Genomic DNA, 25,631 nt, shown 5'->3' with positions numbered 1-25,631 from the left:
TCGCCCGGTCGCGCTGGGTGCCTCCATCGTCGTTGCACGCGGATGCTCGTCCTTGTCGACGACAACGGGAGCGCCCTTGCGCCGCGGGATGGTCACCGACGTGATCTCCTTCGCCAGCCGTCCGCTCGCCTGCGCGACAGCGGCCTTCGCCTGGCTTCGCACGGCGAAGGCATACTGATCCTCGCGGCTGACTGATAGTCCTCGGCGACGTTCTCGCCGGTCTCCGGCATCGAATCGACGCCTGCGAGAATATTTTCTTGGCGCGATGACGGCAGACTGTTCCGCTGCCGACACGCTCGAGCGGCCTAACTCGTCATCGAGGGCAGCAACGGCTGACTGCACATATCGGCGCTGGTCGGCCACGAACGGCTCTTGGGTGTGTGAAAACGACATTCTACTTACTCTCAGCCGGGTGGGCTTAACAAGCAGCGGTTCATGTCAAAACGAGGCTGACGCATCAGAATGTTGATTTCAGACATCAATAAGCACATCATAGGAGTCAATTATCAGAGTTTGCGCAAGATAAGCGATGTTTCAATCGTGATCACCGCCGCTCAGATACGGGCCGCCCGGGCCCTTCTCGGTATCGACCAGCGCCAACTGGCCGAATTGGCGGGAATTTCTGTCCCGACAATTCAGCGCATGGAGGCGAGCGCCGATGTCGTGCGCGGCAATGTCGACTCGCTGATGCGTTTACTGGCCGCGTTGGAAAGCGCCGGTGTCGAGGTGATCAACGAGGGAACCGTCAGCACGGATGGTGGGCGAGGGGTCAGGCTCAGGGCGAAACTCAAGCCATCAAAGAGCGGAGCGACGGAGCCATCAGGGCCCTTTCCTGCAGCGAGGGATGATCCGTGACATCGGTTTCTATCCTGTTGTCATGTGTGGCCGCGCAGCTTGGGATGGCTGTGCTCGCCGTGCCGATCGCCCGTTCGGCCCCGTCCACGCCTATCATCTACGGTGCAAGCCTGGTTTTCTCCGTCATCGCTTTCGTTATTGCGTTCGCCTATCTGGCCACGGCTCTCCCTGCCGCCGAAGCGTCGGCGCTTGTCCTTCCTCTCGGCCTGCCATGGCTCGGAAGCCACTTCCGGATCGATGCGCTTGCGGCCTTGTTCCTTGTGATCGTCAACCTCGGCGGCGCGCTCTCCGGCCTCTACGGTCTCGGCTACGGCCGTCACGAACACGCGCCGCATCGGGTGCTGCCGTTCTTTCCGGCTTTTCTCGCCGGCATGAACCTTGTGATCATGGCCGATGATGCCTTCACCTTCCTCATTTCCTGGGAGTTCATGTCGCTCGCGTCCTGGGCGATGGTGATGGCCCATCATCGCGACGCCGGCAACCGCAAGGCCGGCTATCTCTATATCGTCATGGCGAGCTTCGGCACGCTCGCGCTCCTGCTTGCCTTCGGGCTGCTTGCCGGGGCTGACGGAAACTATGGTTTTGCCGCCATGCGGATGTCCGAACATGCGCCGTTCACGGCTGGTCTCGTGCTCATCCTGCTGCTGCTCGGCGCCGGTTCCAAGGCCGGCCTCGTGCCGTTGCATGTCTGGCTGCCGCTGGCACATCCGGCTGCGCCGAGCCATGTTTCGGCACTGATGAGCGGCGTCATGACCAAGGTCGCCGTCTATGCGTTCATCCGCGTGATTTTCGACCTGATCGGCGCGCCGACATGGTGGTCGGGCGTCATCGTCCTTGTGCTCGGCGGTGGCACGGCTGTGCTGGGTATCCTGCATGCGATGATGGAGAGGGATCTCAAACGTCTGCTTGCCTATAGTACGATCGAGAATATCGGCGTGATATTCGTAGGCCTCGGCCTGGCGCTCGCCTTCAAGGCGAACGGCATGGATCTGGCGGCCGCACTGGCGCTGACGGCCGCGCTGTTTCACGCTCTCAATCATTCCTTCTTCAAGAGCCTGCTCTTCTTCGGCGCCGGCGCGGTACTGACGGCAACGGGCGAGCGGGACATGGACAAGCTGGGTGGCCTCATCCACCGCATGCCGGTCACCAGCTTCCTTTTCCTCATCGGCTGCGTCGCGATCTCCGCCCTGCCGCCGTTCAACGGCTTCGTTTCCGAATGGCTGGCATTCCAGGCGATCCTGCAAAGCCCTGCCTTGCCGCAATGGGGCCTGAAGATCCTGGTGCCGGCGGTGGGCGGGCTACTCGCCTTGTCGGCGGCGCTGGCTGCCGCCTGTTTCGTCAAGGCATTCGGCGTCATCTTCCTCGGCCGTCCCCGAACCGTCGTCGCCGAACAGGCGCTGGAAGTCGACCGCTTCTCGCATGCGGCAATGTCCGTATTGGCAGCGCTCTGCCTTTTCGCCGGCATCCTGCCGGGGATCGTCATCGACGGCCTTGCGCCGGTGACGCTGTCGCTGATCGGTGACCGGATGCCGGTGCAGACGGATATTCCGTGGCTGTCGATCGTGCCGGTCGCCGAAAGCCGCAGTTCCTACAACGGCCTGCTGGTCTTCCTGTTCACCCTCTTCTCGGCGTCGCTGACGGCCTATCTCATCCACCGCTTCGCTTCGCGGCGGCTCCGCCGGGCGCCCGCCTGGGATTGCGGCTTCCCCGAGGTCGATCCGATGACGCAATATGGCGGCGGCAGCTTCGCCCAGCCCGTCCGGCGCGTTTTCGGCACGCTGATCTTCCGGGCGCGCGAGCGGGTCGACATGCCGGCGCCCGGCGATCTCCGTCCGGCGCATTTTGCCGTCGAGACACATGATCTGATCTGGGAAGGGCTTTACCTGCCGATCGCAGGCGCCGTCGGATTTGTGGCCGAAAAGCTCAACCACCTGCAGTTTCTCACGATCCGGCGTTATCTGAGCCTGGTCTTCCTCGCGCTCGTCTTCCTGCTTCTGGTGCTGGCGCTATGGTCCTGATCACAGCTCTTCTCGTCCAGGCATTCCAGATGGCGCTCGTCGTGCTGCTTGCGCCGCTGCTGACAGGCTTCATACGCCTCATCAAGGCGCGCTTGCTGCGTCGGCGGGGGCCTTCCGTGATCCAGCCATACCGTGACCTGCTGAGGCTTCTGCGCAAGGAGGTGGTGCTCGCCGAAAATGCCTCCTGGCTGTTCAGGGTGACGCCCTATCTGATCTTCGCCGTCACGTGGGTCGCAGCCGCCATCATCCCCACCTTCGCTACCGGCCTCATCTTCAGCTGGACCGCGGATCTGATCGCCATCGTCGCGCTGCTCGGCAGCGCCCGCTTCTTCTTGACACTCGCCGGCATGGATGTCGGCACCAGCTTCGGCGGCATCGGATCGAGCCGCGAGGTTATGATCGCGACGCTCGCCGAGCCTTCGATGCTGCTCATCATCTTCACCCTCGCCCTCATCGCCGGTTCGACCCAGCTTTCGTCCATCGCCGCCTTCATGACCTCATCGCAGGTGGGCCTGCGTGTTTCCCTGGCGATCGCCCTGATTGCCTTGGTCATGGTCGCGATCGCCGAAAATGCCCGTATTCCGGTCGATAACCCTGCGACCCATCTGGAGCTCACCATGGTGCATGAAGCCATGGTGCTCGAATATTCCGGGCGCCATCTCGCGATGATCGAGCTCGCGGCATCGCTCAAGCTGTTGCTCTACATCTCGCTGATCGCCTGCATTTTTGGGCCGTGGAAGCTGGCCGTCCTAGGCGCCGGCCCAGCCGTCTATCTGGCCGGCCTGCTCGCCTACCTCGCCAAGCTTGCGGCCGGCGGAGCGCTGCTTGCGCTGTTTGAAACCGCAACGGCCAAGATGCGGGTGTTCCGCGTGCCGGAATTCCTTGGCGCGGCACTCATGCTCGCGCTGCTCGCCACCCTTCTGCGGTTCGTGTCGAGGAGTCTTTGATGGACGGACCGGTCTTCGACATCGCCCATATGTTCGCCGGCGGTCTGGTGCTGGTCAGCATGATGATGCTCTATCAGGACCGTCTTTACGCACTGCTCAACGTCTTCGCCCTGCACTCGTTGATATTGACGCTGTCGGTGGCCTGGCAGGCCTTCATCCAGGATGCGCCGCATCTTTATGTAACGGCAGCAATCGCCCTCGTCTTCAAGGCCATCGTCATTCCCGTCGTGCTCCACCGCATGATCCGCCAGCTCGGCATCCACCGCGAGATCGAGACGGTCGTCGGCATCGGCCCAACCATGCTCGCCGGGATCGGACTGGTCGCCCTGGCGACGGCGGTGATGCTGCGGGTGACGCCGGAGGCGGATCCGCTGGCGCGGGAGGATCTCGCCTTCGCCCTCTCGGTGCTGTTGCTCGGGCTTTTGATCATGGTCACCCGCCGCAATGCCGTCAGCCAGGTCGTCGGCTTCATGTCGCTGGAAAACGGGCTAGTGCTCGCCGCAACCGGCGCCAAGGGCATGCCACTGGTGGTCGAGATCAGTGTCGCCTTCTCGATCCTCATCGCCTTCATCGTCATCGGCGTTTTCCTGTTCCGCATCCGCGAGCGGTTCGACACCGTCGATGTCCGCGCGCTCGATGATTTCAAGGGAAGGAGGCGAAAATGAACGTTTTCTCCCCTGTCCTGGCCCTCGATGCTGTAACGGCCGTCCTCTTGATACCGATTGCGGCGGCGGCCCTTCTGGCGCTGCTGCCCGGCTATCGGATGGCGGCGCGACTGAACGTCCTTGCAAGCCTGCTGACCCTGCTTGCCGCCCTTTGCCTGTTCGTGACCGATCGCCCGGCACCGGGACAATATCTCCTCGTCGACGATCTCAACATCGTCTTCATCGTCCTCAACACCTTCGTCGGCTTCACCACCAGCGTTTTCAGCGCCAGCTACATCGCCCACGAGCTGGAGACCGGGCGGCTGACATCGGCAAATATCCGCTTCTACCACGCCATGTATCAGATCATGATGTTCGGTATGAATCTCGCATTCGTGTCGAACAATATCGGCCTGATGTGGGTTGCCGTCGAACTTGCGACGCTGACCACCGTGCTGATGGTCGGCCTCTACCGCACGCATGAAGCGCTCGAAGCCGCCTGGAAATATTTCATTCTGGGAAGCGTCGGCATCGCCTTCGCGCTCTTCGGCACCATTTTGGTCTATCTGGCTGCGCAGCCGGTGGTGGGCGAAGGTTACGACGCCATGGTCTGGACCATCCTGATCGACCATGCCGCCGCCTTCGATCCGGCGCTCCTCAACGTCGCCTTCATCTTTCTGCTGCTCGGCTACGGCACCAAGGTCGGTCTCGCACCGCTGCATGCCTGGCTGCCGGACGCACATGCCGAAGGGCCGACACCGATCTCGGCGGTCCTTTCCGGCCTGCTCCTGAATGTCGCGCTTTATGCCGTGCTGCGCTTCAAGATGCTGCTGTCGGCCAGTCCCGAGGCGCTCGCTCCCGGACCGCTGATGATGACGATGGGCCTCGCCTCGCTGATCTTCGCCGCCTTCATGCTTTACCGTCGCCGCGACATCAAGCGCCTGTTCGCCTATTCCTCGATCGAGCATATGGGCATTATCGTCTTTGCCTTCGGCCTGGGCGGGCCGATCGCCAATTTCGCCGGGCTGCTGCACATGGTCATGCATTCGCTGACCAAATCGGCGATCTTCTTTGCCGTCGGCCATATCGCCCAGGTCAAAGGAACGCAGAGGCTCTCCGCCATCCGCGGCCTGAGCGAAACGCATCCGGGGCTTGGTTGGGGTCTGCTCACCGGTGTCATCGCTATCGCCGGCCTGCCGCCGGCGGGGATATTCATGAGCGAGTTCCTGATCGTCAGCTCGACCTTCGCCAAGCAGCCGCTGCTTGCCATTCCGCTGGTCTTCGGGTTGCTGGTCGCATTCGGCGCCCTACTGCTCAGACTGACGGGGGCCGTCTTCGGCCAGCCGCGCGGCAGCACGGCGCCGGCCCAGGCGTCCTACCTGCCGATGTATGCCCATCTCGCGCTGGTGCTCGTCGCCGGCGTCTATCTGCCGCCGCCGCTGGTCGCCTGGTTCCAGCATATCGCCAACCTTCTTCGATGATGCGGGGAAAAGATGTCGGTGCTGAGCGATCTGATTGAGAAGGGGGTGTCGGTTCAACATCACGCGCCATGGCCGCGCCGCGTCGTCGATCCGGCGGTATGGGCATCGGCGACACTAGAGCTCGCGAAAGGGCGGTTGACCTTGCTCGGCCTTTGGGGAGAGGAGCACGCAGTTCACATGGCCCTCCTCGATGAATCCGCCGGCTCGATCGCGGTCATCAGCCTTGAAGGGCTGGCGGATGGATATCCCTCCGTTGCGCGGCATCATCCACCCGCGCTGCGGCTGGAGCGGGCAATCCGCGACCTTACCGGATTGGAGCCGCAGGATCTGCCGGATATCCGCCCATGGCTCGATCATGGACGCTGGGATCTGCGCCACCCGCTTGGCGAGCGGGCGGCAACCCTGGCAGAGCCCTATCCCTACACCTTCCTGCGTGCGGAGGGTGACGGTCTGCATCAGATCCCGGTCGGCCCGGTGCATGCCGGCATCATCGAGCCCGGGCATTTTCGTTTCACGGCCAACGGCGAAACGGTCGTCCGTCTCGAAGAACGTCTCGGATATGTCCACAAGGGGATCGAGGCGCTGATGGTCGGAGCGGACCTGCTCCGCGGAGCGCAGCTCGCCGGGCGGACGTCCGGCGACAGCACGGTCGCCTATGCCTATGCTTTTGCTCAGGCAGCGGAGGCTGCGGCCGGGCTTGTCGTCCCGCCCCGCGCGGTATGGCTGCGGGCCCTGATGACCGAACTGGAGCGGCTCGCCAACCATCTCGGCGATATTGGCGCCATCTGCAACGATGCCGCGTTTTCGTTGATGCTGGCCCATTGCGGCGTGCTGCGCGAAGGTGTGCTTCGCGCGGCCGAGACTGCCTTCGGCCACCGGTTGATGCGCGACCGCATCCTCCCCGGCGGTGTTGCAGTCAACCTCAGCGAAGATGGACGCGCCAGCCTGAAGACCCTGCTTGATGAAATCCACCGAAAATTGCCGGCCTTGGTGGAACTCTATGACAACACGGCCTCGCTTCAGGACCGAACGGTCGGAACCGGCAGGCTGCGAGGCGAGCTCGCCCGCCAATATGGTGCCGGCGGTTATGTCGGACGCGCCTCCGGGCGCGGTTTCGACGCACGGGATGTCCTGCGTTACCCGCCCTATGATCAGCTTTCATTCGAGGTTCCGGTGCTGAACGAGGGCGATGTCAATGCCCGCGTCTGGATCCGCATTCGCGAAGTCGAGCAGAGCCTATCCCTGCTGGGCCAGATCCTTGACCGGTTGCCGGATGGTCCGATCGTGAGGGATATCCCCTTCATCAATGAGAGCCGGGAGGGCATGGCGCTCGTCGAAGGCTTTCGCGGCGACGTTCTGGTCTGGCTGCGGCTGACTCGGGAGAGTAGGATCGAACGCTGCCATTTGCGCGATCCATCCTGGTTTCAATGGCCACTGCTGGAGGCCGCGATCGAAGGAAATATCGTCGCGGACTTTCCGCTCTGCAACAAGTCGTTCAACTGTTCCTATTCCGGTCACGATCTCTGAAGGCAACCCATCATGCGCAAGCTCCTCTTCGAAAGTCTCATCCGGCCGCCACTGACGGAACTGAGACCGCCGGTTTCCGACGCTGCGATGACAGAGCTCGCCGCCGCCATCGAAAGGAGCGCGCGCCTACGGCTTGGACGCAGCCTGTCGATCCGAGCCGTCGATGCCGGGTCCTGCAACGGCTGCGAGCTGGAAATGCACGCCCTCAGCAATGCTTTCTATGACATCGAGCGCTTCGGGCTTCGTTTCGTCGCCTCGCCGCGGCATGCCGATGTGCTGCTGGTTACAGGCCCGGTGACCAGGAACATGGTGCAGGCACTCGAACGGACCTACATTGCCACGCCCGACCCCAAATGGGTCGTTGCCCTCGGCGACTGTGGTCGCGATGGAGGCTGCTTCGCGGGCAGCTATGCCGTCCTCGGCGGGGTTTCGAAGGTCGTGCCCGTCGATCTGCATATTCCAGGATGTCCTCCTTCACCAATGGATATCCTCAAGGGTCTGCTCGCGCTGCTTGAAGATGTGAACAGGGAGGGCCGCGTTTCGTGACGGGCAGTTTCGATGGTTCGACTTCTACAGGCTGGGATCATTGCAATCACCACGCTGGCCGCGGCAGCGCCAAGGCTACTTGCAACCATTTGGCACCGGATCGTGCCACCAATACCGCCGCGCCGGCGGCATGACATTGCGCTGGGCGGTCAACCGGCGGATCCCGCTATGCGCATGGCAATCGATGCCGTCGAGAAGGTGTTTGTCCGGGATTTCAAGTGGTCTTTTCGCAGGCTGCCGGTTTCGAAGGTCGGCATCGATGCACGGGCCGAGATTCTTGATAGCGGGCGGCCAACCGGAAAGTTCCTGCCTCTTCAAATCAGATCGATACCATCATGGGTGGAAGCCGGTGGCGATTACATCCATCGCGGCGAGCGCAGCCATCTCGATTACTGGGCGAAACACTTGTTGCCTGTCTGTATCGTCATCGCCGATGCCCGCAGCGGGATAATGCGATGGCAGAGAGCCGACAAGGGGAACTGCGCGGAAACGGAGTCGGGGTGGGAGATGGTTGTTCCGGCAGCCAACGTGTTGGATGCTAACGCCAAGTTCTGTTTCGACGAGGCCGTTGCCTCCGATCAGGAGTCGCTGATGCGCTCTGCCTTTGCCCTTGATCGAGAGCTCATGGAGGAAGTTCAGGATCAAACAACTTTTTTCGTGTGGGACGAGTGGGGCGACACGACAGCGATCTTTTCCAACCTGCAGATCTATATCGGCGAAGACGGGAGGGACGAGCCGGATATTCGGATCGACTATCTTCTTCGGGCAGACAATCTGCATGACGTCATGACCAGGCTCTTCCCTTGGGCAACCTACTCTTACGCCGAGCCGATCAAGGAATATTCCGAAGAGGTTGCCGTGCACGTTCTCGAGGTCGAACTTCGACCTGAAGCAGAGGCCTATCTCGAGGCCGAAGACTTTCTGGTGGCGGGCTACCCCGATGAGGAGGAGCCGTGCGCGCCGGAATCCGAGGGTTATGTTACGGCGCAAGAAGAAGAGGCGTTCTGGCGGAGCCGGGGTGTTTCTCGCGGGCATCGCAATCAGGACGAATGACGATACCGTGCAAATCGCGGATTTGGGGTCAAAGAGGCGGCAGGCACAACGCTGTCTACACGACGTGAACCTGCCGCTTTGGGAATCAGCTTTTCGTATGCCACTCTTTTCCTCCGCAGCAGCATTTTTGGAAGTGCGTGATTGTTTTCATCGGCCGTGCAGATCATCCGGTCGCGCAGGGTCCGGGATCAAACAGCTAAAGCGTGCGAAACATCACCAATGCGTCGACGTAACCTTGCGTCGGATGAAGGAAGACGCCAGGAAGCCGGCCGACGATATCGAAGCCGAGAGATTGCCACAGCCCCACCGCACGCTCATTGCTGCTGACGACGAAATTGAACTGCATCGCCCGAAAGCCCCGCAAGCGGGCATGCTCCAGGGAATGCTCATGCATCAGCCGGGCGACGCCACGGCCGCTTGCCGCAGAATCGGTCATGTAGCCGCAATTGCAGACATGCCGGCCGCCGCCTGCCTGATTGGCCTTGATGTAATATGTGCCGAGGATCACGCCATCCTCTTCGGCGACGAAGGTCTCGCGGTCCGGCCCCATCCAATAGGCCAGCGCATCGGCTTCGCTCAGATCGCGATCGAGCGCATAGGTTTGGCCGGCGCGGATCGTCGGACCGATGATCCTCCAGATCGCGCCTTGATCGTTCTTGTCTGCGGGTCGGATCAGCATGCTCGATCTCTAACGAAACCGGACACGCCGCGCAACGGGTCGGCAGCCTCCGGCAAAAGCCGGAAGCGTCCCGGCCTCAAACCCTTTCAAGCGCTATCGCAATCCCCTGCCCGACACCGATGCACATGGTCGACAGCGAATATTGTCCGCCGATCTCCAGAAGCTCGAGTGCCGCCGTGCCGGTAATGCGTGCGCCCGACATGCCAAGCGGATGGCCGAGCGCGATCGCGCCGCCATTGCGGTTTACGCGCGCGTCATCATCGGCAATCCCGAGCGCGCGCAGCACCGCCAGCCCCTGGCTGGCAAAGGCTTCGTTGAGTTCGATCACGTCGAACTGCTCCTGAGTCATACCGAGCCGTGCCATCAGCTTGCGCGAGGCCGGGATCGGCCCGACGCCCATCACCCTTGGCGGAACCGCGGCAGCCGCGCCGCCGAGGATGCGGGCGATCGGCGTCAGGCCGTATTTTCGCGCCGCCGCTTCGGAAGCGACGATCAGTGCGGCCGCCCCGTCATTGACGCCGGAGGCGTTGCCGGCCGTCACCGTGCCGCCTTCCTTTTTGAAAGGTGTGGCGAGTTTCGCCAGCGTTTCGATCGTCGTCGCGCGCGGATGCTCGTCCTTGTCGACGATTACAGCATCGCCCTTGCGCTGCGGGATGGTCACCGGGGTGATCTCCTTCGCCAACCGTCCGTTTGCCTGGGCCGCTGCCGCCTTCACCTGGCTTCGCACCGCGAAGGCATCCTGGTCTTCGCGGCTGACATGATAGTCCTCGGCGACATTCTCGCCGGTCTCCGGCATGGAATCGACGCCGTATTGCTTTTTCATCAGCGGGTTGACGAAACGCCAGCCGATTGTCGTGTCATGGATTTCGGCCGCCCGTGAAAAGGCGGTCTCGGCCTTCGGCATGACGAAAGGCGCGCGCGACATGCTCTCGACGCCGCCGGCGACCATCAGCTCGGCCTCGCCGGAGCGGATGGCGCGCGCGGCCGTGATCACCGCATCCATGCCGGAGCCGCAGAGCCGGTTGATCGTCGTGCCGGGTACGGCGATCGGCAGGCCGGCCAGCAGGGCCGACATGCGCGCGACATTGCGGTTATCCTCGCCCGCCTGGTTGGCGCAGCCGAAGATCACGTCGTCGACGGCTTCCCAATCGACGGCGGCATTTCGTTGCATCAGCGCCTTCAGCGGGATTGCGCCGAGGTCGTCGGCGCGCACCTGGGAGAGCGAGCCGGCAAAGCGGCCGATCGGCGTTCTGATATAGTCGCAGATAAAGGCTTCGGTCATTACTTTTCCTCAGAGTTTGGGCACGACGAGGTCGGCAACCAGGCCCTCGACATGCAGCGGCGCGCCGGTCATGGCCTGCAATTCCTCCTGCGACATCGCGGCCAGCATCTCGCGCAGGACGAAGCGTCCCTTGACGATGTCGATGACGGCATGGCTCGTATAGACGCGGGTGATGCAGGCAACGCCGGTCAGCGGGAAGGTGCATGCCTCCACCAGCTTCGGCTCGCCTGTCTTGGTGACGTGCTCGGTGATGACGCAGACCTGTTTGGCGCCGTGCACCAGGTCCATGGCGCCGCCTACGGCCGGCACACCCTTGCTGCCCACCCGCCAATTGGCGAGATCACCACTCTGGGCAACCTGATAGGCGCCGAGGATCGCGACGTCGAGATGGCCGCCGCGCACCATGGCGAAGCTGTCGGCGTGATGGAAGAAGGCAGCACCCGGCTTCAGCGTCACCGCTTTCTTGCCGGCGTTGATCAGATCCCAGTCCTCCTCGCCTGCCGCCGGCGGCTCGCCGAAGTTCAGGATGCCGTTTTCGGTGTGAAAAATCGCCTGACGGCCGGGCGGCTGATAACGGGCCACCATTTCGGGAAAGCCGATGCCGAGGTTCACATAGGCGCCGTCGGCGATGTCCTGCGCGGCGCGCCAGGCGATCTGTGCATTGGAAAGCTTGATGTCTTCGCGGGTGTCGATGGTCATACGTAGGCCACTCCGGCTCGAATGAGCTCTTCTTCCTGCTGGGGATTGGGAACAGTGACGACGCGGTCGACGAAGATGCCTGGCGTCACCACCTGCTCGGGATCGATGCCGCCGGCCGGCACGATGGATGAGACCTGGACGATGGTTTTCGCCGCCGCCATGCACATCAGCGGATTGAAGTTGCGGCCGGCCTTGTTGTAGGTGAGATTGCCCTGGATATCGCCGATCGCAGCCTTGACGATCGCGAAGTCGGCCTTCAGCCAGCGCTCCTGCACGTAATGGCGGCCGTCGAATTCGGCGATGACCTTGCCGTTGGCAAGTTCGGTGCCGTAGGCCGTCGGCGTATAAAACGCCGGGATGCCGGCGCCTCCGGCGCGGATGCGCTCGGCAAGCGTTCCCTGCGGCACCAGCTCGAGCTCGATTTCGCCGGCCAGATATTTATCGGTGAAGGCGCGCGGATCCGACGAACGCGGGAAAGAGCAGATCATCTTTCTGACCATGCCGGCATCGATCATCGCAGCGATACCGATGCGCCCGTTGCCGGCATTGTTGTTGATCACGGTGAGGTTCTTTGAGCCCTTGTCGATCAAGGCATGAATGAGCTCGATCGGCGCGCCCGAGCCACCAAAACCACCGATCATGACGGTCGCGCCATCCCCGATCTCAGAGACGGCTTCCGCCGTGCTCCCGACTGTCTTGTCCATGCGAGACCTCTCCTTGGCTAGATGCGGCCGGGAACTCTCCATCCCGTCCTCTGCCGTAGACATAAAGCGCGGCGGGTCAGCCGGCAATTCATTTTGTGCGCTATTTGACATTTGTTCGTATACCGCACATATTGGAATGAATCTCATTGGAGACCAGACCCATGCGCGAAACGGATTTCGTCAGCGGCTTTGCCCGCGGCCTGAAGGTCATCGAAGCTTTCGGCGAAACCCGGCAGCGGCTTTCCATCGCCGAAGCCTCGAAGCTGACGGAGCTTGACCGCGCCACCGTGCGCCGCTCACTGCTGACGCTCGCCGAACTCGGTTATGCCGATTATGACGGCAAGTTCTTCACGCTGACGCCAAAGATCCTGCGCCTAGGCCATGCCTATCTCTCGGCAACGCCGCTGCCGGCGCTGCTGCAGCCGCACCTCGATCATCTTTCGGAGAAGGCCGGCCAGAGTGCCTCGGCCTCGGTGCTCGACGGCACCGACATCGTCTATATCGCCCGCGCCTCGCAGCGCCGCGTCATGTCGATCAACCTCACCCCCGGCAGCCGCCTGCCCGCCTACTGCGCCTCGATGGGCCGCGTGCTGCTCGCAGGCCTTCCAGAGAGCGAGGTACGCGCCATCCTCGCCCGCAGCGAGCTGAAGCAAAACACTGCGAATACCAAGACCGACCCCGAGGACCTCATCACCGAATTCCGCCGGGTCCGCGCCGAGGGTTACGCCATCATCGATCAGGAGCTGGAGATCGGCCTCTGCTCCATTGCCGTGCCGGTCGATAACGACCGCGGCGAAACGGTCGCGGCGATCAATATCGGCGCGCCGGCCGCCCTCGTGCCAGCGGCGGAGATGAAGGAACGCTATCTGCCGCTGCTGAAGGAAACGCAGGCGGCGCTGCGGCCGCTGCTGCGGCGGTGATGGTAAGCAGTTCCAGCAAAAGTGCGCAGCGGTTTTGCGTCCGGAATGCGTAAAATAAGAGATGGAGCTGCCCCGGTCAGCGCCGGGGCCGCTCGTAATCGGTCAATGCGACAGGTCGAGCGCGGCTGTCAGGTCACCCATCGGCGGCCGGTCGTTATTGCGCAGCGCCTTGTCGCGGGCGATGATCCCCGGCAGCACCGGCAGATCGTAGCGCGCGGTGATGAAGCGGATGATCGAGGTCGTGTCGTACTGGGTATGATCGACCATGCCGCCCTTGGCGAAGGGCGAGATGATGAAGGCCGGAATGCGGTTGCCCGGGCCCCAGCGATCAGCCTTCGGCGGCGCGACATGATCCCAGAAGCCGCCATTTTCGTCATAGGTGACGATGACGAGCATATGGCCCCATTGCGGGCTCTTCTCGAGGTGGGAGACGATATCGGCAAGATGCTGGTCGCCGCTCGAAACATCGGCATAACCGCCATGTTCGTTGAGGTTGCCCTGCGGCTTGTAGAAGGAAACCGCCGGCAGCTTGCCGTCGTCGATATCTTTGAGGAAGGCTTCGCCGCCAAGGCCACCATCTTTCAGATGCTCGGCACGCGCCGGGGTGCCGGGCGCGAAATTGGCGAAATAGTTGAACGGCTGGTGGTGGAACTGGAAGTTCGGCACCGGGGTGGCATTCTTGCCGTCAAGGACTGCCTGCCAGGCGCCGCTATACCAGGCCCAGCTGACGCCCTTCAGCGACATGAGATCGCCGATGGTGATTTCATGTTGCGGCGGCAGCGTCGTTGCGGCGGCAGGATCGGCATAGGCCGGATCGCCGTTCTTGGCCGGCGGATTAGCGCTCGGCTGGTAGGGCGGCTGCATGGTGTTGACGGCGTAGAAGTCAGGCGTCAGGTTGCCGTCGGAGACGAATTTCGGTGCGCCCTCCAGCGCCGACTTCGAGGCGTTTTCCGCGACCGTCAGCGACGTGCCGTCCGCATCCACCTTGGCGATGGTCGGCTTGGCGGGGCTCTTGTCGGCATCCGGATAATAGGGTGCACAGGCGCAGACCAGCGCGAAATGGTTGAGGAACGAACCGCCGAAGGCGCCCTGGAAGAAATTGTCGGCAATGACGTATTTCTTGGCGACCTGCCACATCGGCAGGATGGAGCCATCGTAATGGCCCATGACTAGGCTGCCGGAATCGGCCCAGGCGACGAACTTGTCGTTCTTGCCGCCGTCGATCTGCATCTGCTCCTGGTAGAAGCGGTGCCAGAGGTCGCGAGTGATGACCGAAGGCGCCTCTGCGAAACCCTTCGGGTCGTCGATCGCGAAGGCGGCGTTGGCAAGATGGGCCGACTGCGCCTCGGTGACGGCAGGCGAGACACCCTTGGCGGTGAGGCCGCCCCAGGCTGGCGGCAGTTCGGACAGCGGCTGGCCGTCGCGGTCAAGCTGGCGGGCGCGATCGGCGGTCGCGTTGGAGAGCCCGTCGGCGCCGGGAAAGCTGCCGTAGAGATTATCGAAGCTGCGGTTTTCGGCATAGATGACGACGACATTGTCGATCTTGTCGTAACCGGCGGGCGCCGCATGGGCTGCCGTCGCCATGGCAAACGGCACGATGGCCGATCCGGCGAGACAGATGGAATGGAGGAGTTTCAGTCTTTTCACGGGGAGTACCTCATGGCTAGGGGGCGTTGGCTAGAGGGAGCGAAGAACGCTCGGGGGGCGTTCGGACGCTATTCCGGCCGTCTATCAACTTTGTGACATCAGGGGTTGCCGTGATGCCGCAGGGAATAGCCGTCATCAATTTGTTGCAACGAGGTTCGATCATGGAGGAAACCAGCCTTAAGCTATTGGAATCCTTATGATGACGATCAAGACCATCTGGCTTGTGCCGTCCGGCCTGGCGGTGAGCATGGGTGCCGTAGCGCTCTGTCTTGCCATTCTTCCCCTGCGGCAAAGCAGCGCGGCGACCGCCTCCGGCGTTCATCCCGGTCCGATGTCGCGCGCTGAGGCCTTTGCCTGGGCCGAAACGCTCACCGCGCTCGGCCGCAAGATATTCTCAGATCCCTCGCTGTCGGCCTCGGGGCTCCATGCCTGCGCGTCCTGCCATGATCCAGCTCACGCCTTCAGCCCGGCATCGGCCATGCCGGTCGAAATGGGCGGCGAACATGGCGACCAACCGGGCCTGCGCGCGGTTCCAACGCTGCGCTATCTGCAGGCAGTACCTGCTTTCACCGAACACTACTACGATTCCGAAGACGAGGGGGACGAAAGCGTCGACAATGGCCCGACGGGTGGCCTGACCTGGGACGGCCGGGTCGATCACGGCGCCGATCAGGCGAAGATCCCGCTGCTCTCGCCTTTCGAGATGGGCAACAAGGATGCGGCCGCAGTGGTGGCGAAGCTGCAGACGGCGGCCTATGCCGGCGACATCAAGGCAGCCTTCGGCGAGACGGTGTTCGACAATCCGCAAGATGCCTTCGATGCCGCCGCCGAGGCGCTCGCCACCTTCGAACAGAGCGGCCCGGATTTCTATCCCTATTCCAGCCGCTACGACGCCTTTCTCGCCGGCAAGACGACTCTGACGGCGCAGGAGCTGCACGGACGACAACTGTTCGAGGATCCGGCCAAGGGCAACTGTTCGAGCTGTCACTTAAGCGAACCCGCCAATGACGGCGAGCCGCCGCAATTTTCCGATTTCGGCTTCCTCGGGCTTGCCGCACCGCGCAACATGGCGATCCCGGCCAACAGTGATCCCAACTATCATGATCTCGGTCTTTGCGGCCCGCAGCGTACCGACTTTGCCGGACGCAGCGAATATTGCGGCCTGTTCCGCACCCCGACGCTGCGCAATGTCTCGCTGAAGAAGAGCTTCTTCCACAATGGCTATTTCCACTCGCTGCGCGACGTCGTCTCCTTCTACGCGACGCGCGACAGCGATCCCGGCCGCTGGTATCCGAAAAACTCAGACGGCACGGTCCGTAGATATGACGACCTGCCGCAGGCCTATTGGGACAATCTCAACCAGGACCCGCCCTTCGGCAGGAAGCCGGGCGATGCGCCCGCCCTCACCGATCCCGAAATCGACGACATCGTCGCTTTCCTCGGAACACTGACCGATGCCGACCTGCAATCCGATGCGACCGGGCATTGACCCGGGCCGGCGGACCACTCTTGTTGTGGACCTGCCAGGCTGAGGACGGAAACGCATCTCGGTCATTGCTTGAGAATATGCAATCGGTGTTTCATATGCGTCATTGACGAATGGAGGTAGCGATGGCCAGCATGACGATCCGGAATCTCGCCGATGCCATTCGCGCCCGCTTGCGATCGATCGGGGGAATTGAGCTCGCAGTTCCACCCCGCCAGCCGATCCGAGACGCGCCGGACTTTGACGCGTAACGATCCCGATACCACTGTCATATCGGAAGTCGGAAGGACTTCACGTTCATTCATGGCCGGTTGAAACCGGGGCCGCTATCCTACAAACCGGCGAAGCATTCCCACTTGATGTATCATAATATCCGATATACATCATTTCATCGGAAATGGTGGGGGAATGATGGAACGCTCGTTTTTGACGATTGCCGCCGGCGAGAATAATGATGCGATACGCGCGCTTTCGGCGCCGGCGCGGCTCGAGATGCTCAAGCTGCTCTGCGCCAAAGGGCCGATGAATATCAACGATATCGCGCGTGCCCTTTCTCTGCCTCAATCGACTGTCGCCACCGGGATTCAGATCTTGGAAGATGCCCGGCTTGTCGATTCCCAGCTGACGAAGGCCCGCAAGGGAAACCAGAAGATCTGCTCGGCAATCTATAGCGAAATTCTGATCAGCTTTGAGGAAAGTGCGGCCCAAAGGGCCAACAATATCATCGAAGTCGAGATGCCGGTCGGGCTCTACACCAGTTGTGACGTCCATGCGCCATGTGGTCTTTGCTCCACCGAGAGCGTCATCGGTCCTCTCGATGTCCCCGACTATTTTCTCGATCCGCAGCGCATGCAGGCCGGGCTCGTCTGGTTCGGCAGGGGATATGTGGAATATAAATTCCCAAACAATGCCAAGGTGTTGAACAAGGATATCCGTGCCATCGAGTTTTCGCTGGAGCTGTCGTCGGAAGTGCCGGGCACCAATCCGGACTGGCCGTCTGACATAACCCTCTGGGTCAATGGAATGGCGATCGGAACCTGGACGTCTCCCGGCGACTATGGCGACAAGCGCGGCGCTTTCACGCCGGCATGGTGGAAGCTCGAGGGCTCGCAATATGGGATGATGAAGACCTGGCGCATCTCCACGCGCGGAACCTTCATCGACGGTATCGCCGCCTCGAATGTCACGCTCAGCGATCTTGCCCTTGCCCAGCATTCCTCCATCCGGCTCCGTGTCGGCATCGCAGAAAATGCCGGCCATACCGGTGGCGTCAATATTTTCGGCCGCGGCTTCGGAAATCACGGACGCGATATCATCATGCGGCTGCATGTCTGAAAAATCAAAATCGGATATCTTGATTTAAATATCACGATTCTTTCCAGTTTCCGTCGTCGTCAAAATCGCAGAAACAACTGAAATAAAACAATTTTCTCTGAAATCCATATTAGTATGATTAAAGCCGCAACTTGGTTGACAGAACAACATTCCTGATATCAAGTTAGAGGCAAGAAAACAAAATATTTGATATATAAACGGGAGGATCCGTTGAAGACGAACGTTGTGGTTCACCGCGATTTCCGCATCGCGACCATTGATTCCAGGCTCTACAGTTCATTTCTCGAGCATCTCGGCAGGGCGATCTACGGGGGCATTTATGAGCCCGGACACCCGACGGCCGACGAGGACGGATTTCGCCAGGATGTCCTTGATCTCGTCCGTGAGCTCGACACCCCATACTGCCGCTATCCCGGCGGCAACTTCGTCTCGGCCTATAATTGGGAAGACGGCGTTGGCCCGCGTGCCGAGCGCCCGGTTCGCCTCGACCTTGCCTGGCGCACCCGCGAAGCCAACCAGATTGGCGTCAATGAATTCGTCGACTGGTGCAAGAAGGCGAATACCAAGCCGATGCTCGCCGTCAATCTCGGATCACGCGGCCTGGATGCCGCCCGCAATTTCCTCGAATATTGCAATCATCCAGGCGGCACCTACTGGTCGGATCTGCGCCGCAAACACGGCTGGTCCAATCCGCACGACGTCAAATTGTGGTGCCTCGGCAACGAGATGGATGGTCCCTGGCAGGTCGGCCACAAGTCGGCCTATGAATATGGCCGGCTGGCGGATGAGACGGCGAAGGCCATGCGCGGCTTCGACAAGTCGCTTGAACTCGTGGTCTGCGGCTCGTCCAATTCCGACATGAAGACCTACCCCGAATGGGAGGCCCAGGTCCTCGAGCAGTGCTATGACAGCGCCGACCATATCTCGCTGCATATGTATTTTGCCAACCGCGAGAAAAACACGCTCAACTATCTCGCCCGCGCGACGAAGCTCGACCGCTACATCACCACGATCGGCGGCGTGATCGACTACATCAAGGCGAAAAAACGCTCGAAGAAGACGATCGGCATTTCCTTCGACGAATGGAATGTCTGGTATCATTCCAACCAGCAGGACAAGGAGATCCTGGCGCGCGACGAATGGCCGGATGCGCCGCATCTCTTGGAAGACATCTATAATTTCGAGGACGTGCTGCAGGTCGGCGGCATCTTGAATACCTTCATCCGTCGCTCCGACCGGGTGCGCATCGCCTGCATCGCGCAGCTCGTCAACGTCATCGCCCCGATCATGACCGAGGACGGCGGCGCTGCCTGGCGCCAGACCATCTATTACCCGTTCTATTACGCCTCCAGATATGGCCGTGGAACGGCGCTGCAGCTGGTCGTCGATGGCCCGACCTATGACAGCGACGAGGAGAACGACGTCCCCTATCTCGACGTATCGGCAGTCCATTCCGAGGACGGCAAGACCTTGACCTTCTTTGCCGTCAACCGCCATCCGAGCACGGCGCTCGATCTCGATGTGCGGCTGGAAGGCTTCGCAAATGCCCGGGTGGTCGAGCAGGTGGAAATGACCCACGGTGATCTGGAAGCCGTCAACACGGCTGCGCGGCCGAAGACGGTCGCCCCCGTCAATGTCGAGAGTGGAAAGATCGAGGATGGACGGCTGCGGGCGGCGCTGAAACCGTTCTCCTACAACGTCATCCGGCTGTCGGTGTGACAGCTACCGCCGGGTAGCCCATTGGGGCGCCCCCGGCTAGAACAGGATGATTTTAGGCCGGGGCGGCCTAAAATCTGAATCCTGTTCTAAATTAAAGAGTTAGAGCATGATGTCGTCCGAAAACCGCTGACACTTTTCGGCATCATGCTCTGAGATATTCGGCTCGCTGCGAGGAGGCAGGGAGCCGGAGAGATGGTTCACTGAGGTCCTGGACCCGACTGTTCAAGTCCTGACGCCTCTGCGAACCGACAACCGCGACGTGCCCATGCGTGCCTTTGCGGCCGCCGTATCGTCGCTTTCTAGGGAGGAGTTCATGCAACAGTGGAAGAGGCTCGCATTTGGCGTCGCGTTGGCCGCACTCGGCTTGACAGCGACGGCCAAGGCCGATGACTACACCTCCTTGCCGCGCAAGGAGACGCTCATCGTCGAAAATCCGGAAGGGACGATCAAAAATCCCGGCTGGTTCAATATCTGGGTCAATGGCGGCGGCGGCGTTTCGACCGGCCTGCAGCAGCTGACCATGGATACGCTCTGGTATATCGACCCCGAACAAGGGCTTGGCGGCGCGACCTGGGACAATTCGCTGGCTGCCGACAAGCCGCAATATAATGCCGACTTCACCGAGATGACCGTGAAACTGCGCAAGGGGCTCTTCTGGAGCGACGGCGTGGAGTTCACGGCAGACGACGTGGTCTACACCGTCAAGACGCAGATGGATCACCCCGGCATGGTCTGGAGTGCTGCCTTCTCGGTGCAGGTGGCAAGTGTCGAGGCGACCGACCCCTCGACTGTCGTGTTCAAGCTGAAGAAGCCCAATTCGCGCTTCCACGCCATCTTCACCGTTCGCTGGAACGGCGCCTGGATCATGCCCAAGCATGTCTTCGAGAAAGTCGAAGATCCGCTTCGTTATGATTTCGCCAATCCCGTTTCGCTCGGCGCCTACAAGCTCAAGTCCTTCGACCCCCAGGGCAAGTGGTATACCTGGGAGAAGCGCGACGACTGGCAGCGGACATCGCTTGCCCGCTTCGGCGAGCCGGCTCCGAAATATGTCACCTATGCCGATCCCGGCCCGCCGGATAAACGCACCATCGCTCAGCTCGAGCATAATCTCGATATCATCCACGACAACACGCCCGAGGGCATGTTCACGCTGAAGGAAAAATCCAAGACGATCGAGACCTGGTTCCCGGGTTTTCCCTTCGCCCATCCGGACCCGACGCTTCCGGCCGTGATCTTCAACACCCAGAATCCGCCCTTCGACAACGCCGATGTACGCTGGGCGCTTGCGCTGCTGATCGACATCAAGGCGGTTGATATGGCGAGCTATCGCGGGGCAGCGACGCTTTCGGCGCTCGGCGTGCCACCGACGGCGGCCACGATGAAGGACTATCAGGCGCCGATGCAGGATTGGCTGAAGAATTTCGAGATCGATACCGGCAAGAGCAAGATCAAGCCTTATGACCCGACGGTCGGGCAACAGATCGCCGATATCCTGCGCAAGCAGCCGAAGTTCAAGGACCAGATCCCGACCGATCCGGAGGCGATCAGCGGTGCCTTCGGCTATGGCTGGTGGAAACCGGATCCGAAGGCTGCCGGCGAACTGCTGGAGAAGGCAGGCTTCAAGAAATCCGGCGGCAAATGGCTGACCCCTGATGGACAGCCGTTCAAAGTCCGGATGACGGTCGAGGGTGACACCCGCTCCGTCTTCACCCGGGCCGGAACGCTGATCGCACAGCAATGGGCCGCTTTCGGTATCGACGCCAAAGCCGTGCCGGCCGCGAAACTGTGGCAGGTGGCGCTCCAGCCCGGCGATTTCCAGGTGGCGATTGCCTGGAGCGTCGAAACCTGGGGCGGCGATCCCGACCTGTCGTTCTTCCTCGACAGCTGGCACTCGCAGTTCGTGGCCAAGAAGGGTGACAATCAGCCGCCGCGCAACTGGCAGCGCTGGAGCAATCCGGAGCTCGACAAGATCATCGAAAGCATCCGCGGCATCAGCGCCGACGATCCGAAGGGCGTCGAGCTCGGCAAGGATTATCTGAAGCTGGTCGCCCGCGAAATGCCGACGATCCCGCTGATGTCGTATAACGTCTTCACCTCGATGGATACGACTTATTGGACCGGTTATCCGACGATCGCTGATCCCTATACCGATCCAGTGCCGAATTGGGCCAACTCCAGGCTGATGATGGTCAAGCTGAAGCCGGCACAACCGAAATAATCCTCCCAACGCCGGCGCGAGTGTTGCGCGCCGGCCCCCTAATCGACGGGCATGTGGCATGTCCGTCGATCCTTTCCACTTGCTGAAGGGAACCAGAGAGGAACCACCGCCCTATGACGTCCTATCTGATCTTTGTGCTGAAGCGGTTCGGTCAGTTTCTGCTTGTCGTATTTCTTGGCGTGACCATCACATTCTTCGTCACCCACCTGACCCCGATCGATCCGGTCGAAGAAAGCATAGGCGCCATCACCCAGATGGGGCAGTCCGATCCGAATGCGATCGAGCTGATGCGCCAGTCGCTTCGCGAGCTTTACGGCATGGAGGGCTCGATCTGGCAGCAATACCTGAATTTCTGGCTGCGGCTTGCGACCGGTGATCTCGGTCCCTCGCTATCGGCTTTTCCCACGCCCGTTTCCACCATCATCCTGCGGTCCCTGCCCTGGACCATCGGGCTGATGACGGTGTCGACCCTGATCACCTTCGTGCTCGGCAATGCGATCGGCGCGCTCGCCGGCTATTACCGCAAGGACATGGTGCTGAAGGCCGTCAGCCTCGTCTTCATCGCCCTGCTTCCCATTCCCTATTACATCCTGGCCTTCGTGCTTCTGATTGTGTTCGGCTATCTCTGGCCGGTGCTGCCGATCAATGGCGGCTACGAGATGAACGCCAATCTGGACCTCTCCTTCGCCCTGGTCCTCGATATCCTGAAACACTCGATCCTTCCGGCCTTGTCGCTGATCATGGTCGGCGCGGGCAGCTGGCTGATCGGGATGCGCGCGCTCGTTTCCAACATCATCACCGAGGATTACGTCGTCTTCGCCGAGCTCGGCGGCGTTCCGAAGCGGAAGATCCTGCGCTCCTATATCGCCCGCAATGCCATGGTGCCGCAGTTCACCGGGCTTGCCATGTCGCTCGGCGCGATCTTCAACGGCACGGTCATCACCGAAATCGTCTTCGGCTATCCGGGCATCGGCAACCTGCTGATCGAAGCGGTGCATGCCGGCGACTACAGCCTGGTGCTCGGCCTCAGCGCATTGTCGATCGTCGGCGTTGCCGCCGCCGTCTTCATCATCGACATTCTGAGCCCGCTGATCGACCCGCGCATCAAGGTGGAATAGAGCATGTTTACGATCGTCCGCGACCTCGCGCGCCAGAATATGGAATTCCTCTGCGGCCTGCTGCTCTTTGCCGTCATCGTCGCATTGATAGTGGTGTCCTATTTCTCGCCCTACGGCGCGACCGACATCTATCTTCTGCCGCCCGATATGCCGCCCGATGGCGAATATTGGCTCGGCACGACGTCGCGCGGCCAGGACGTTTTCTGGCAACTGACGACCGCGCTTAGGAACACCCTGTTTTTCGGCATCGGCGTCGCCTTCATTTCACGCATCATCTCGCTGGTCGTCGGCCTCGTCGCCGGCTATGCCGGCGGCGCAGTCGACCGGGTGCTGATGGCCATCAACGACAGCGTCATGGTCATCCCGCAATTTCCGCTGCTGATCCTTTTCTACTTCGTGCTGAAGGACAGCATGACCTGGACGGCGCTGATCCTGATCATGGCCGCGCTCGGCTGGTCCTATGATGCACGCCTCATCCGTTCGGTGGCGATCAGCCTGAAGACGAGATCCTTCACCACCCAGAGCGTCTATTCCGGCATGAGCATGCGCAAGATCCTCGTCGAGGAGCACCTGCCCTATGTTCTGCCGATCGTCTTTGCCACCACTATGAACAACATGATCTGGTCGATCGGCATGGAGATCACCCTGTCGGTGCTGGGCTTCACCGATATCGAGACGCCGACCATGGGCATGATGATCTATTGGGCCAATGCGCATTCGGCGCTGATCTCAGGCATATGGTGGTGGGTGGCCGCCCCCGTCGCCGTCATCGTCGTCCTCTTCCTGGCGCTCTTCCTGCTGTCCATGTCGATGAACGAATACAATGATCCGCGCAGCCGGCTGAACCGGATGGGAAGTTAGTATGGATCCTTTGGTCGAAATTGAGAATCTGAAAGCCTATTACCGTGCCTTCCTCTACGGCGTCGATCGCGAGGTGCGTGCCGTCGACGATATCAGCCTGACGATTGCCCGCGGCGAGGTCTATGGCGTCGCCGGTGAATCGAGCAGTGGCAAGACGACCTTGATCAAGACCATCGCCGGCGCGATCCGGCCGCCGCTGAGGGTCGTGTCCGGGAAAGTGACATTCCATTTCGACGGTGGCACCCAGGATATTTACGCGATGAAGCCGGAGGATCGGTTGGCGCTGCGCTGGAAGCATCTGTCCTATATCATGCAGGGCTCGATGAATGTGCTCAATCCGGTGCGCCGGATCCGTCATTCCTTCACCGATTTCGCCTTTCGCCACATGAAGGTCAGCGGCCCGGTCTTTCTCGAAAGGGTCGCCGCCCATCTGCAGCGGCTGAAGCTGGATCCGCATCTGCTCGATGCCTATCCCCACGAACTCTCCGGCGGCATGCGCCAGCGCATGACCATTGCGCTGGCCACCATCCTGACGCCGGAATTCATCATCGCCGACGAACCGACGACCGCGCTCGACGTGATCGTTCAGCGCGACGTGCTGTCGATGATCCGCGAAATCCAGCGCGAGATGGGCTCGTCCTTCCTGTTCGTCACCCATGACATGGGGGTTCACGCGACGGTCTCCGACCGCATCGGCATCGTCTATGCCGGGCGTCTTGTCGAGGAAGCGCCGACCGCCAAGCTCTTCAACAAACCGCTCCATCCCTATACGCAGCATCTCGTCGGCAGCCTGCCGCGCATCGGCGATGCGACGGCCCGCCCTTCGCTGGAGGGACGGCCGCCCAACCTCGCCATGCCGCCGGAAGGCTGCCGGTTTCACCCGCGCTGTCCGAAGCGCATGGAGATCTGCTCGCAGAAGGCTCCGCCGCTCGTCACCGTCGAGCCGCAGCGGCGCGTGGCGTGTTTTGCCGTTACGGGAGATCAGGTTTGAGCGCTCTTCTTAGCCTCTCGCATGTTACGAAAGTCTATAGGCAGGGCGGCATGCTCGGCCGGCGGCTGATTACGGCGGTCAAGGACGTCAGCTTCGAACTGGGAGCGGAGCCGGAGATCCTCTCGATCGTTGGAGAATCCGGCTCGGGAAAATCGACGATCGCGGCGATGATCCTCGGCCAGACCGAACCGACGGAAGGCGAGCTTCAATTCAGCGGCAGGACCGTCGCCATCCATAGCAGATCCGAACGCAAGGCTTTCATGAAGGAGGTGCAGCCGGTTCTGCAGAACCCCTTCGAAGCCTTCAACCCGCTGAAACGTGTCGACCGTTATCTCTTCGAGACCGCCCGCAATTTTTCGTTCTCGGGAAACCGGCCGGACCGAGAGCAGGCGGAGAAGATGGCGGATGCAGCCCTCGTCCATGTCGGCCTGACCCTTGAAGAAGTGAAAGGCCGGTTTCCCCACGAACTCTCGGGCGGCCAGCTTCAGCGAGTCGCCATCGCCCGCGCGCTGATCCCGCAACCCCGCCTGCTGGTCGCCGATGAACCGGTCTCCATGGTCGATGCATCGCTGCGCATGGCCATCGTCAATCTCTTCGGCCGCCTGAAAAACGAGCTCGGTCTTTCGATCGTCTACATCACCCACGACCTCGCCACCGCCTATTACATCAGCGACAACATCATCATCATGCGCAAAGGCGAAATCGTCGAGCGCGGACAGGCCCGGGCCGTGTTGGACAACCCGCGGCATCCGTATTCGCAGGCGCTGAAGGACGCGGTGCTGGCGGCCGATTTTAGCGCGGCGACGTAAGCGCAGCGGGGAAGATGCGGCAATTAAACCGCGTCCGTCACTCGGCGCGATTTCTTCGTGATGGGCGACGAGAGAAACGCGGCTCATTCGCT

The 25,631-nt window shown here is 61.4% G+C and carries 22 protein-coding genes and 1 pseudogene; 17 read left to right on the top strand and 6 right to left on the bottom strand.

The window, feature by feature from the left end; translation table 11 throughout:
• Positions 1-3: 3 nt before the first annotated feature.
• A pseudogene (locus tag OLZ32_RS36090) lies at positions 4-242 on the bottom strand (thiolase family protein); the annotation flags it as partial.
• 223 nt (positions 243-465) lie between these two features.
• Here OLZ32_RS36090 and OLZ32_RS36085 point away from each other — a divergent pair.
• The 8 genes from OLZ32_RS36085 to OLZ32_RS36050 are packed head-to-tail and all read left to right on the top strand — an operon-like array spanning position 466 to position 9,071.
• Positions 466-855: a helix-turn-helix domain-containing protein gene (locus OLZ32_RS36085; RefSeq protein WP_264425186.1), complete on the top strand. Its 390-nt coding sequence runs from the start codon at positions 466-468 to the stop codon at positions 853-855.
• Positions 852-2,873 carry a hydrogenase 4 subunit B gene (hyfB, locus tag OLZ32_RS36080; protein ID WP_264425157.1) on the top strand — a complete coding sequence of 674 codons (2,022 nt, stop codon included), beginning with the start codon at positions 852-854 and terminating at the stop codon, positions 2,871-2,873. Before OLZ32_RS36085 ends, hyfB begins: the two co-directional genes overlap by 4 nt.
• Complete coding sequence (locus tag OLZ32_RS36075) at positions 2,864-3,820, top strand: respiratory chain complex I subunit 1 family protein (RefSeq protein WP_017992147.1); 957 nt, start codon at positions 2,864-2,866, stop codon at positions 3,818-3,820. Before hyfB ends, OLZ32_RS36075 begins: the two co-directional genes overlap by 10 nt.
• Positions 3,820-4,485: a hydrogenase-4 component E gene (locus OLZ32_RS36070; RefSeq protein WP_003548927.1), complete on the top strand. Its 666-nt coding sequence runs from the start codon at positions 3,820-3,822 to the stop codon at positions 4,483-4,485. Before OLZ32_RS36075 ends, OLZ32_RS36070 begins: the two co-directional genes overlap by 1 nt.
• Positions 4,482-5,945 carry a hydrogenase 4 subunit F gene (locus OLZ32_RS36065; protein WP_017992149.1) on the top strand — a complete coding sequence of 488 codons (1,464 nt, stop codon included), beginning with the start codon at positions 4,482-4,484 and terminating at the stop codon, positions 5,943-5,945. Before OLZ32_RS36070 ends, OLZ32_RS36065 begins: the two co-directional genes overlap by 4 nt.
• Positions 5,946-5,957: 12 nt before the next feature.
• Complete coding sequence (locus OLZ32_RS36060; RefSeq protein WP_264425154.1) at positions 5,958-7,472, top strand: hydrogenase large subunit; 1,515 nt, start codon at positions 5,958-5,960, stop codon at positions 7,470-7,472.
• A 12-nt stretch (positions 7,473-7,484) separates the two neighbouring features.
• Positions 7,485-8,018 (top strand): NADH-quinone oxidoreductase subunit B family protein, encoded by a 534-nt coding sequence (locus OLZ32_RS36055; protein ID WP_017992151.1) that lies wholly within the window; start codon positions 7,485-7,487, stop codon positions 8,016-8,018.
• A 12-nt stretch (positions 8,019-8,030) separates the two neighbouring features.
• Positions 8,031-9,071: a DUF4365 domain-containing protein gene (locus OLZ32_RS36050; RefSeq protein ID WP_264396796.1), complete on the top strand. Its 1,041-nt coding sequence runs from the start codon at positions 8,031-8,033 to the stop codon at positions 9,069-9,071.
• A 196-nt stretch (positions 9,072-9,267) separates the two neighbouring features.
• On the opposite strand, the gene OLZ32_RS36045 is transcribed toward OLZ32_RS36050, so the two are convergent.
• The 4 genes from OLZ32_RS36045 to OLZ32_RS36030 all read right to left on the bottom strand — a co-directional run bounded on the left by OLZ32_RS36045 (position 9,268) and on the right by OLZ32_RS36030 (position 12,435).
• Positions 9,268-9,750: a GNAT family N-acetyltransferase gene (locus OLZ32_RS36045; RefSeq protein ID WP_017992153.1), complete on the bottom strand. Its 483-nt coding sequence runs from the start codon at positions 9,748-9,750 to the stop codon at positions 9,268-9,270.
• A 76-nt stretch (positions 9,751-9,826) separates the two neighbouring features.
• Positions 9,827-11,032 carry a 3-oxoadipyl-CoA thiolase gene (gene pcaF / locus OLZ32_RS36040; protein WP_264425149.1) on the bottom strand — a complete coding sequence of 402 codons (1,206 nt, stop codon included), beginning with the start codon at positions 11,030-11,032 and terminating at the stop codon, positions 9,827-9,829.
• 9 nt (positions 11,033-11,041) lie between these two features.
• Positions 11,042-11,731, bottom strand: a complete 690-nt coding sequence (locus OLZ32_RS36035) for a 3-oxoacid CoA-transferase subunit B (RefSeq protein WP_264425146.1) — start codon at positions 11,729-11,731, stop codon at positions 11,042-11,044.
• On the bottom strand, positions 11,728-12,435 hold the full coding sequence (locus OLZ32_RS36030; protein WP_018497113.1) for a 3-oxoacid CoA-transferase subunit A: 708 nt from the start codon (positions 12,433-12,435) through the stop codon (positions 11,728-11,730). The genes OLZ32_RS36035 and OLZ32_RS36030 overlap by 4 nt, the downstream gene beginning before the upstream one ends.
• A 161-nt stretch (positions 12,436-12,596) precedes the next feature.
• On the opposite strand from OLZ32_RS36030, the gene OLZ32_RS36025 reads away from it, so the two are divergent.
• Positions 12,597-13,355 carry an IclR family transcriptional regulator gene (locus tag OLZ32_RS36025; protein WP_264425142.1) on the top strand — a complete coding sequence of 253 codons (759 nt, stop codon included), beginning with the start codon at positions 12,597-12,599 and terminating at the stop codon, positions 13,353-13,355.
• Between the two features lie 102 nt (positions 13,356-13,457).
• Here OLZ32_RS36025 and OLZ32_RS36020 read toward each other — a convergent pair whose 3' ends face one another.
• Positions 13,458-15,002: an acid phosphatase gene (locus tag OLZ32_RS36020; RefSeq protein WP_264425141.1), complete on the bottom strand. Its 1,545-nt coding sequence runs from the start codon at positions 15,000-15,002 to the stop codon at positions 13,458-13,460.
• 199 nt (positions 15,003-15,201) lie between these two features.
• On the opposite strand from OLZ32_RS36020, the gene OLZ32_RS36015 reads away from it, so the two are divergent.
• From OLZ32_RS36015 to OLZ32_RS35980, 8 genes are all read left to right on the top strand, one after another.
• Positions 15,202-16,491, top strand: a complete 1,290-nt coding sequence (locus OLZ32_RS36015) for a cytochrome-c peroxidase (RefSeq protein WP_264425139.1) — start codon at positions 15,202-15,204, stop codon at positions 16,489-16,491.
• Positions 16,492-16,896: 405 nt separating this feature from the next.
• Positions 16,897-17,823 (top strand): ArsR/SmtB family transcription factor, encoded by a 927-nt coding sequence (locus OLZ32_RS36010; RefSeq protein WP_011655028.1) that lies wholly within the window; start codon positions 16,897-16,899, stop codon positions 17,821-17,823.
• A 210-nt stretch (positions 17,824-18,033) separates the two neighbouring features.
• Complete coding sequence (gene arfA / locus OLZ32_RS36005) at positions 18,034-19,542, top strand: arabinosylfuranosidase ArfA (RefSeq protein WP_028741748.1); 1,509 nt, start codon at positions 18,034-18,036, stop codon at positions 19,540-19,542.
• Positions 19,543-19,855: 313 nt separating this feature from the next.
• Complete coding sequence (locus tag OLZ32_RS36000) at positions 19,856-21,760, top strand: ABC transporter substrate-binding protein (RefSeq protein ID WP_264425135.1); 1,905 nt, start codon at positions 19,856-19,858, stop codon at positions 21,758-21,760.
• Positions 21,761-21,873: 113 nt separating this feature from the next.
• Positions 21,874-22,878 (top strand): ABC transporter permease, encoded by a 1,005-nt coding sequence (locus tag OLZ32_RS35995; protein WP_028741746.1) that lies wholly within the window; start codon positions 21,874-21,876, stop codon positions 22,876-22,878.
• Between the two features lie 3 nt (positions 22,879-22,881).
• Positions 22,882-23,739 (top strand): ABC transporter permease, encoded by an 858-nt coding sequence (locus OLZ32_RS35990; RefSeq protein WP_003554066.1) that lies wholly within the window; start codon positions 22,882-22,884, stop codon positions 23,737-23,739.
• Position 23,740: 1 nt separating this feature from the next.
• Entirely contained in the window at positions 23,741-24,730 is a 990-nt protein-coding gene (locus OLZ32_RS35985) for an ABC transporter ATP-binding protein (RefSeq protein WP_264425131.1), read from the top strand.
• A complete protein-coding gene (locus OLZ32_RS35980; RefSeq protein WP_264425130.1) occupies positions 24,727-25,539 on the top strand; it encodes an ABC transporter ATP-binding protein in 813 nt (270 codons plus the stop codon). Before OLZ32_RS35985 ends, OLZ32_RS35980 begins: the two co-directional genes overlap by 4 nt.
• Positions 25,540-25,631 lie beyond the last annotated feature (92 nt).

It is taken from the genome of Rhizobium acaciae, assembly GCF_025941625.1.
Classification (GTDB): domain Bacteria; phylum Pseudomonadota; class Alphaproteobacteria; order Rhizobiales; family Rhizobiaceae; genus Rhizobium; species Rhizobium acaciae.
The sequence above is the reverse complement of the archived record's forward strand: the minus strand, read 5'-3'. Positions and strand labels throughout refer to the sequence as shown.

Excerpts from the sequence above, each read along its gene's own strand:
- OLZ32_RS36075 (WP_017992147.1), top strand. The coding sequence starts at position 2,864 with ATGGTCCTGATCACAGCTCTTCTCGTCCAGGCATTCCAGATGGCGCTC.
- OLZ32_RS36070 (WP_003548927.1), top strand. The coding sequence starts at position 3,820 with ATGGACGGACCGGTCTTCGACATCGCCCATATGTTCGCCGGCGGTCTG.
- OLZ32_RS36065 (WP_017992149.1), top strand. The coding sequence starts at position 4,482 with ATGAACGTTTTCTCCCCTGTCCTGGCCCTCGATGCTGTAACGGCCGTC.
- OLZ32_RS36060 (WP_264425154.1), top strand. The coding sequence starts at position 5,958 with ATGTCGGTGCTGAGCGATCTGATTGAGAAGGGGGTGTCGGTTCAACAT.
- OLZ32_RS36055 (WP_017992151.1), top strand. The coding sequence starts at position 7,485 with ATGCGCAAGCTCCTCTTCGAAAGTCTCATCCGGCCGCCACTGACGGAA.
- OLZ32_RS36050 (WP_264396796.1), top strand. The coding sequence starts at position 8,031 with ATGGTTCGACTTCTACAGGCTGGGATCATTGCAATCACCACGCTGGCC.
- OLZ32_RS36045 (WP_017992153.1), bottom strand. The coding sequence starts at position 9,750 with ATGCTGATCCGACCCGCAGACAAGAACGATCAAGGCGCGATCTGGAGG.
- pcaF (WP_264425149.1), bottom strand. The coding sequence starts at position 11,032 with ATGACCGAAGCCTTTATCTGCGACTATATCAGAACGCCGATCGGCCGC.
- OLZ32_RS36035 (WP_264425146.1), bottom strand. The coding sequence starts at position 11,731 with ATGACCATCGACACCCGCGAAGACATCAAGCTTTCCAATGCACAGATC.
- OLZ32_RS36030 (WP_018497113.1), bottom strand. The coding sequence starts at position 12,435 with ATGGACAAGACAGTCGGGAGCACGGCGGAAGCCGTCTCTGAGATCGGG.
- OLZ32_RS36025 (WP_264425142.1), top strand. The coding sequence starts at position 12,597 with ATGCGCGAAACGGATTTCGTCAGCGGCTTTGCCCGCGGCCTGAAGGTC.
- OLZ32_RS36015 (WP_264425139.1), top strand. The coding sequence starts at position 15,202 with ATGACGATCAAGACCATCTGGCTTGTGCCGTCCGGCCTGGCGGTGAGC.
- OLZ32_RS36010 (WP_011655028.1), top strand. The coding sequence starts at position 16,897 with ATGATGGAACGCTCGTTTTTGACGATTGCCGCCGGCGAGAATAATGAT.
- OLZ32_RS36000 (WP_264425135.1), top strand. The coding sequence starts at position 19,856 with ATGCAACAGTGGAAGAGGCTCGCATTTGGCGTCGCGTTGGCCGCACTC.
- OLZ32_RS35995 (WP_028741746.1), top strand. The coding sequence starts at position 21,874 with ATGACGTCCTATCTGATCTTTGTGCTGAAGCGGTTCGGTCAGTTTCTG.
- OLZ32_RS35990 (WP_003554066.1), top strand. The coding sequence starts at position 22,882 with ATGTTTACGATCGTCCGCGACCTCGCGCGCCAGAATATGGAATTCCTC.
- OLZ32_RS35985 (WP_264425131.1), top strand. The coding sequence starts at position 23,741 with ATGGATCCTTTGGTCGAAATTGAGAATCTGAAAGCCTATTACCGTGCC.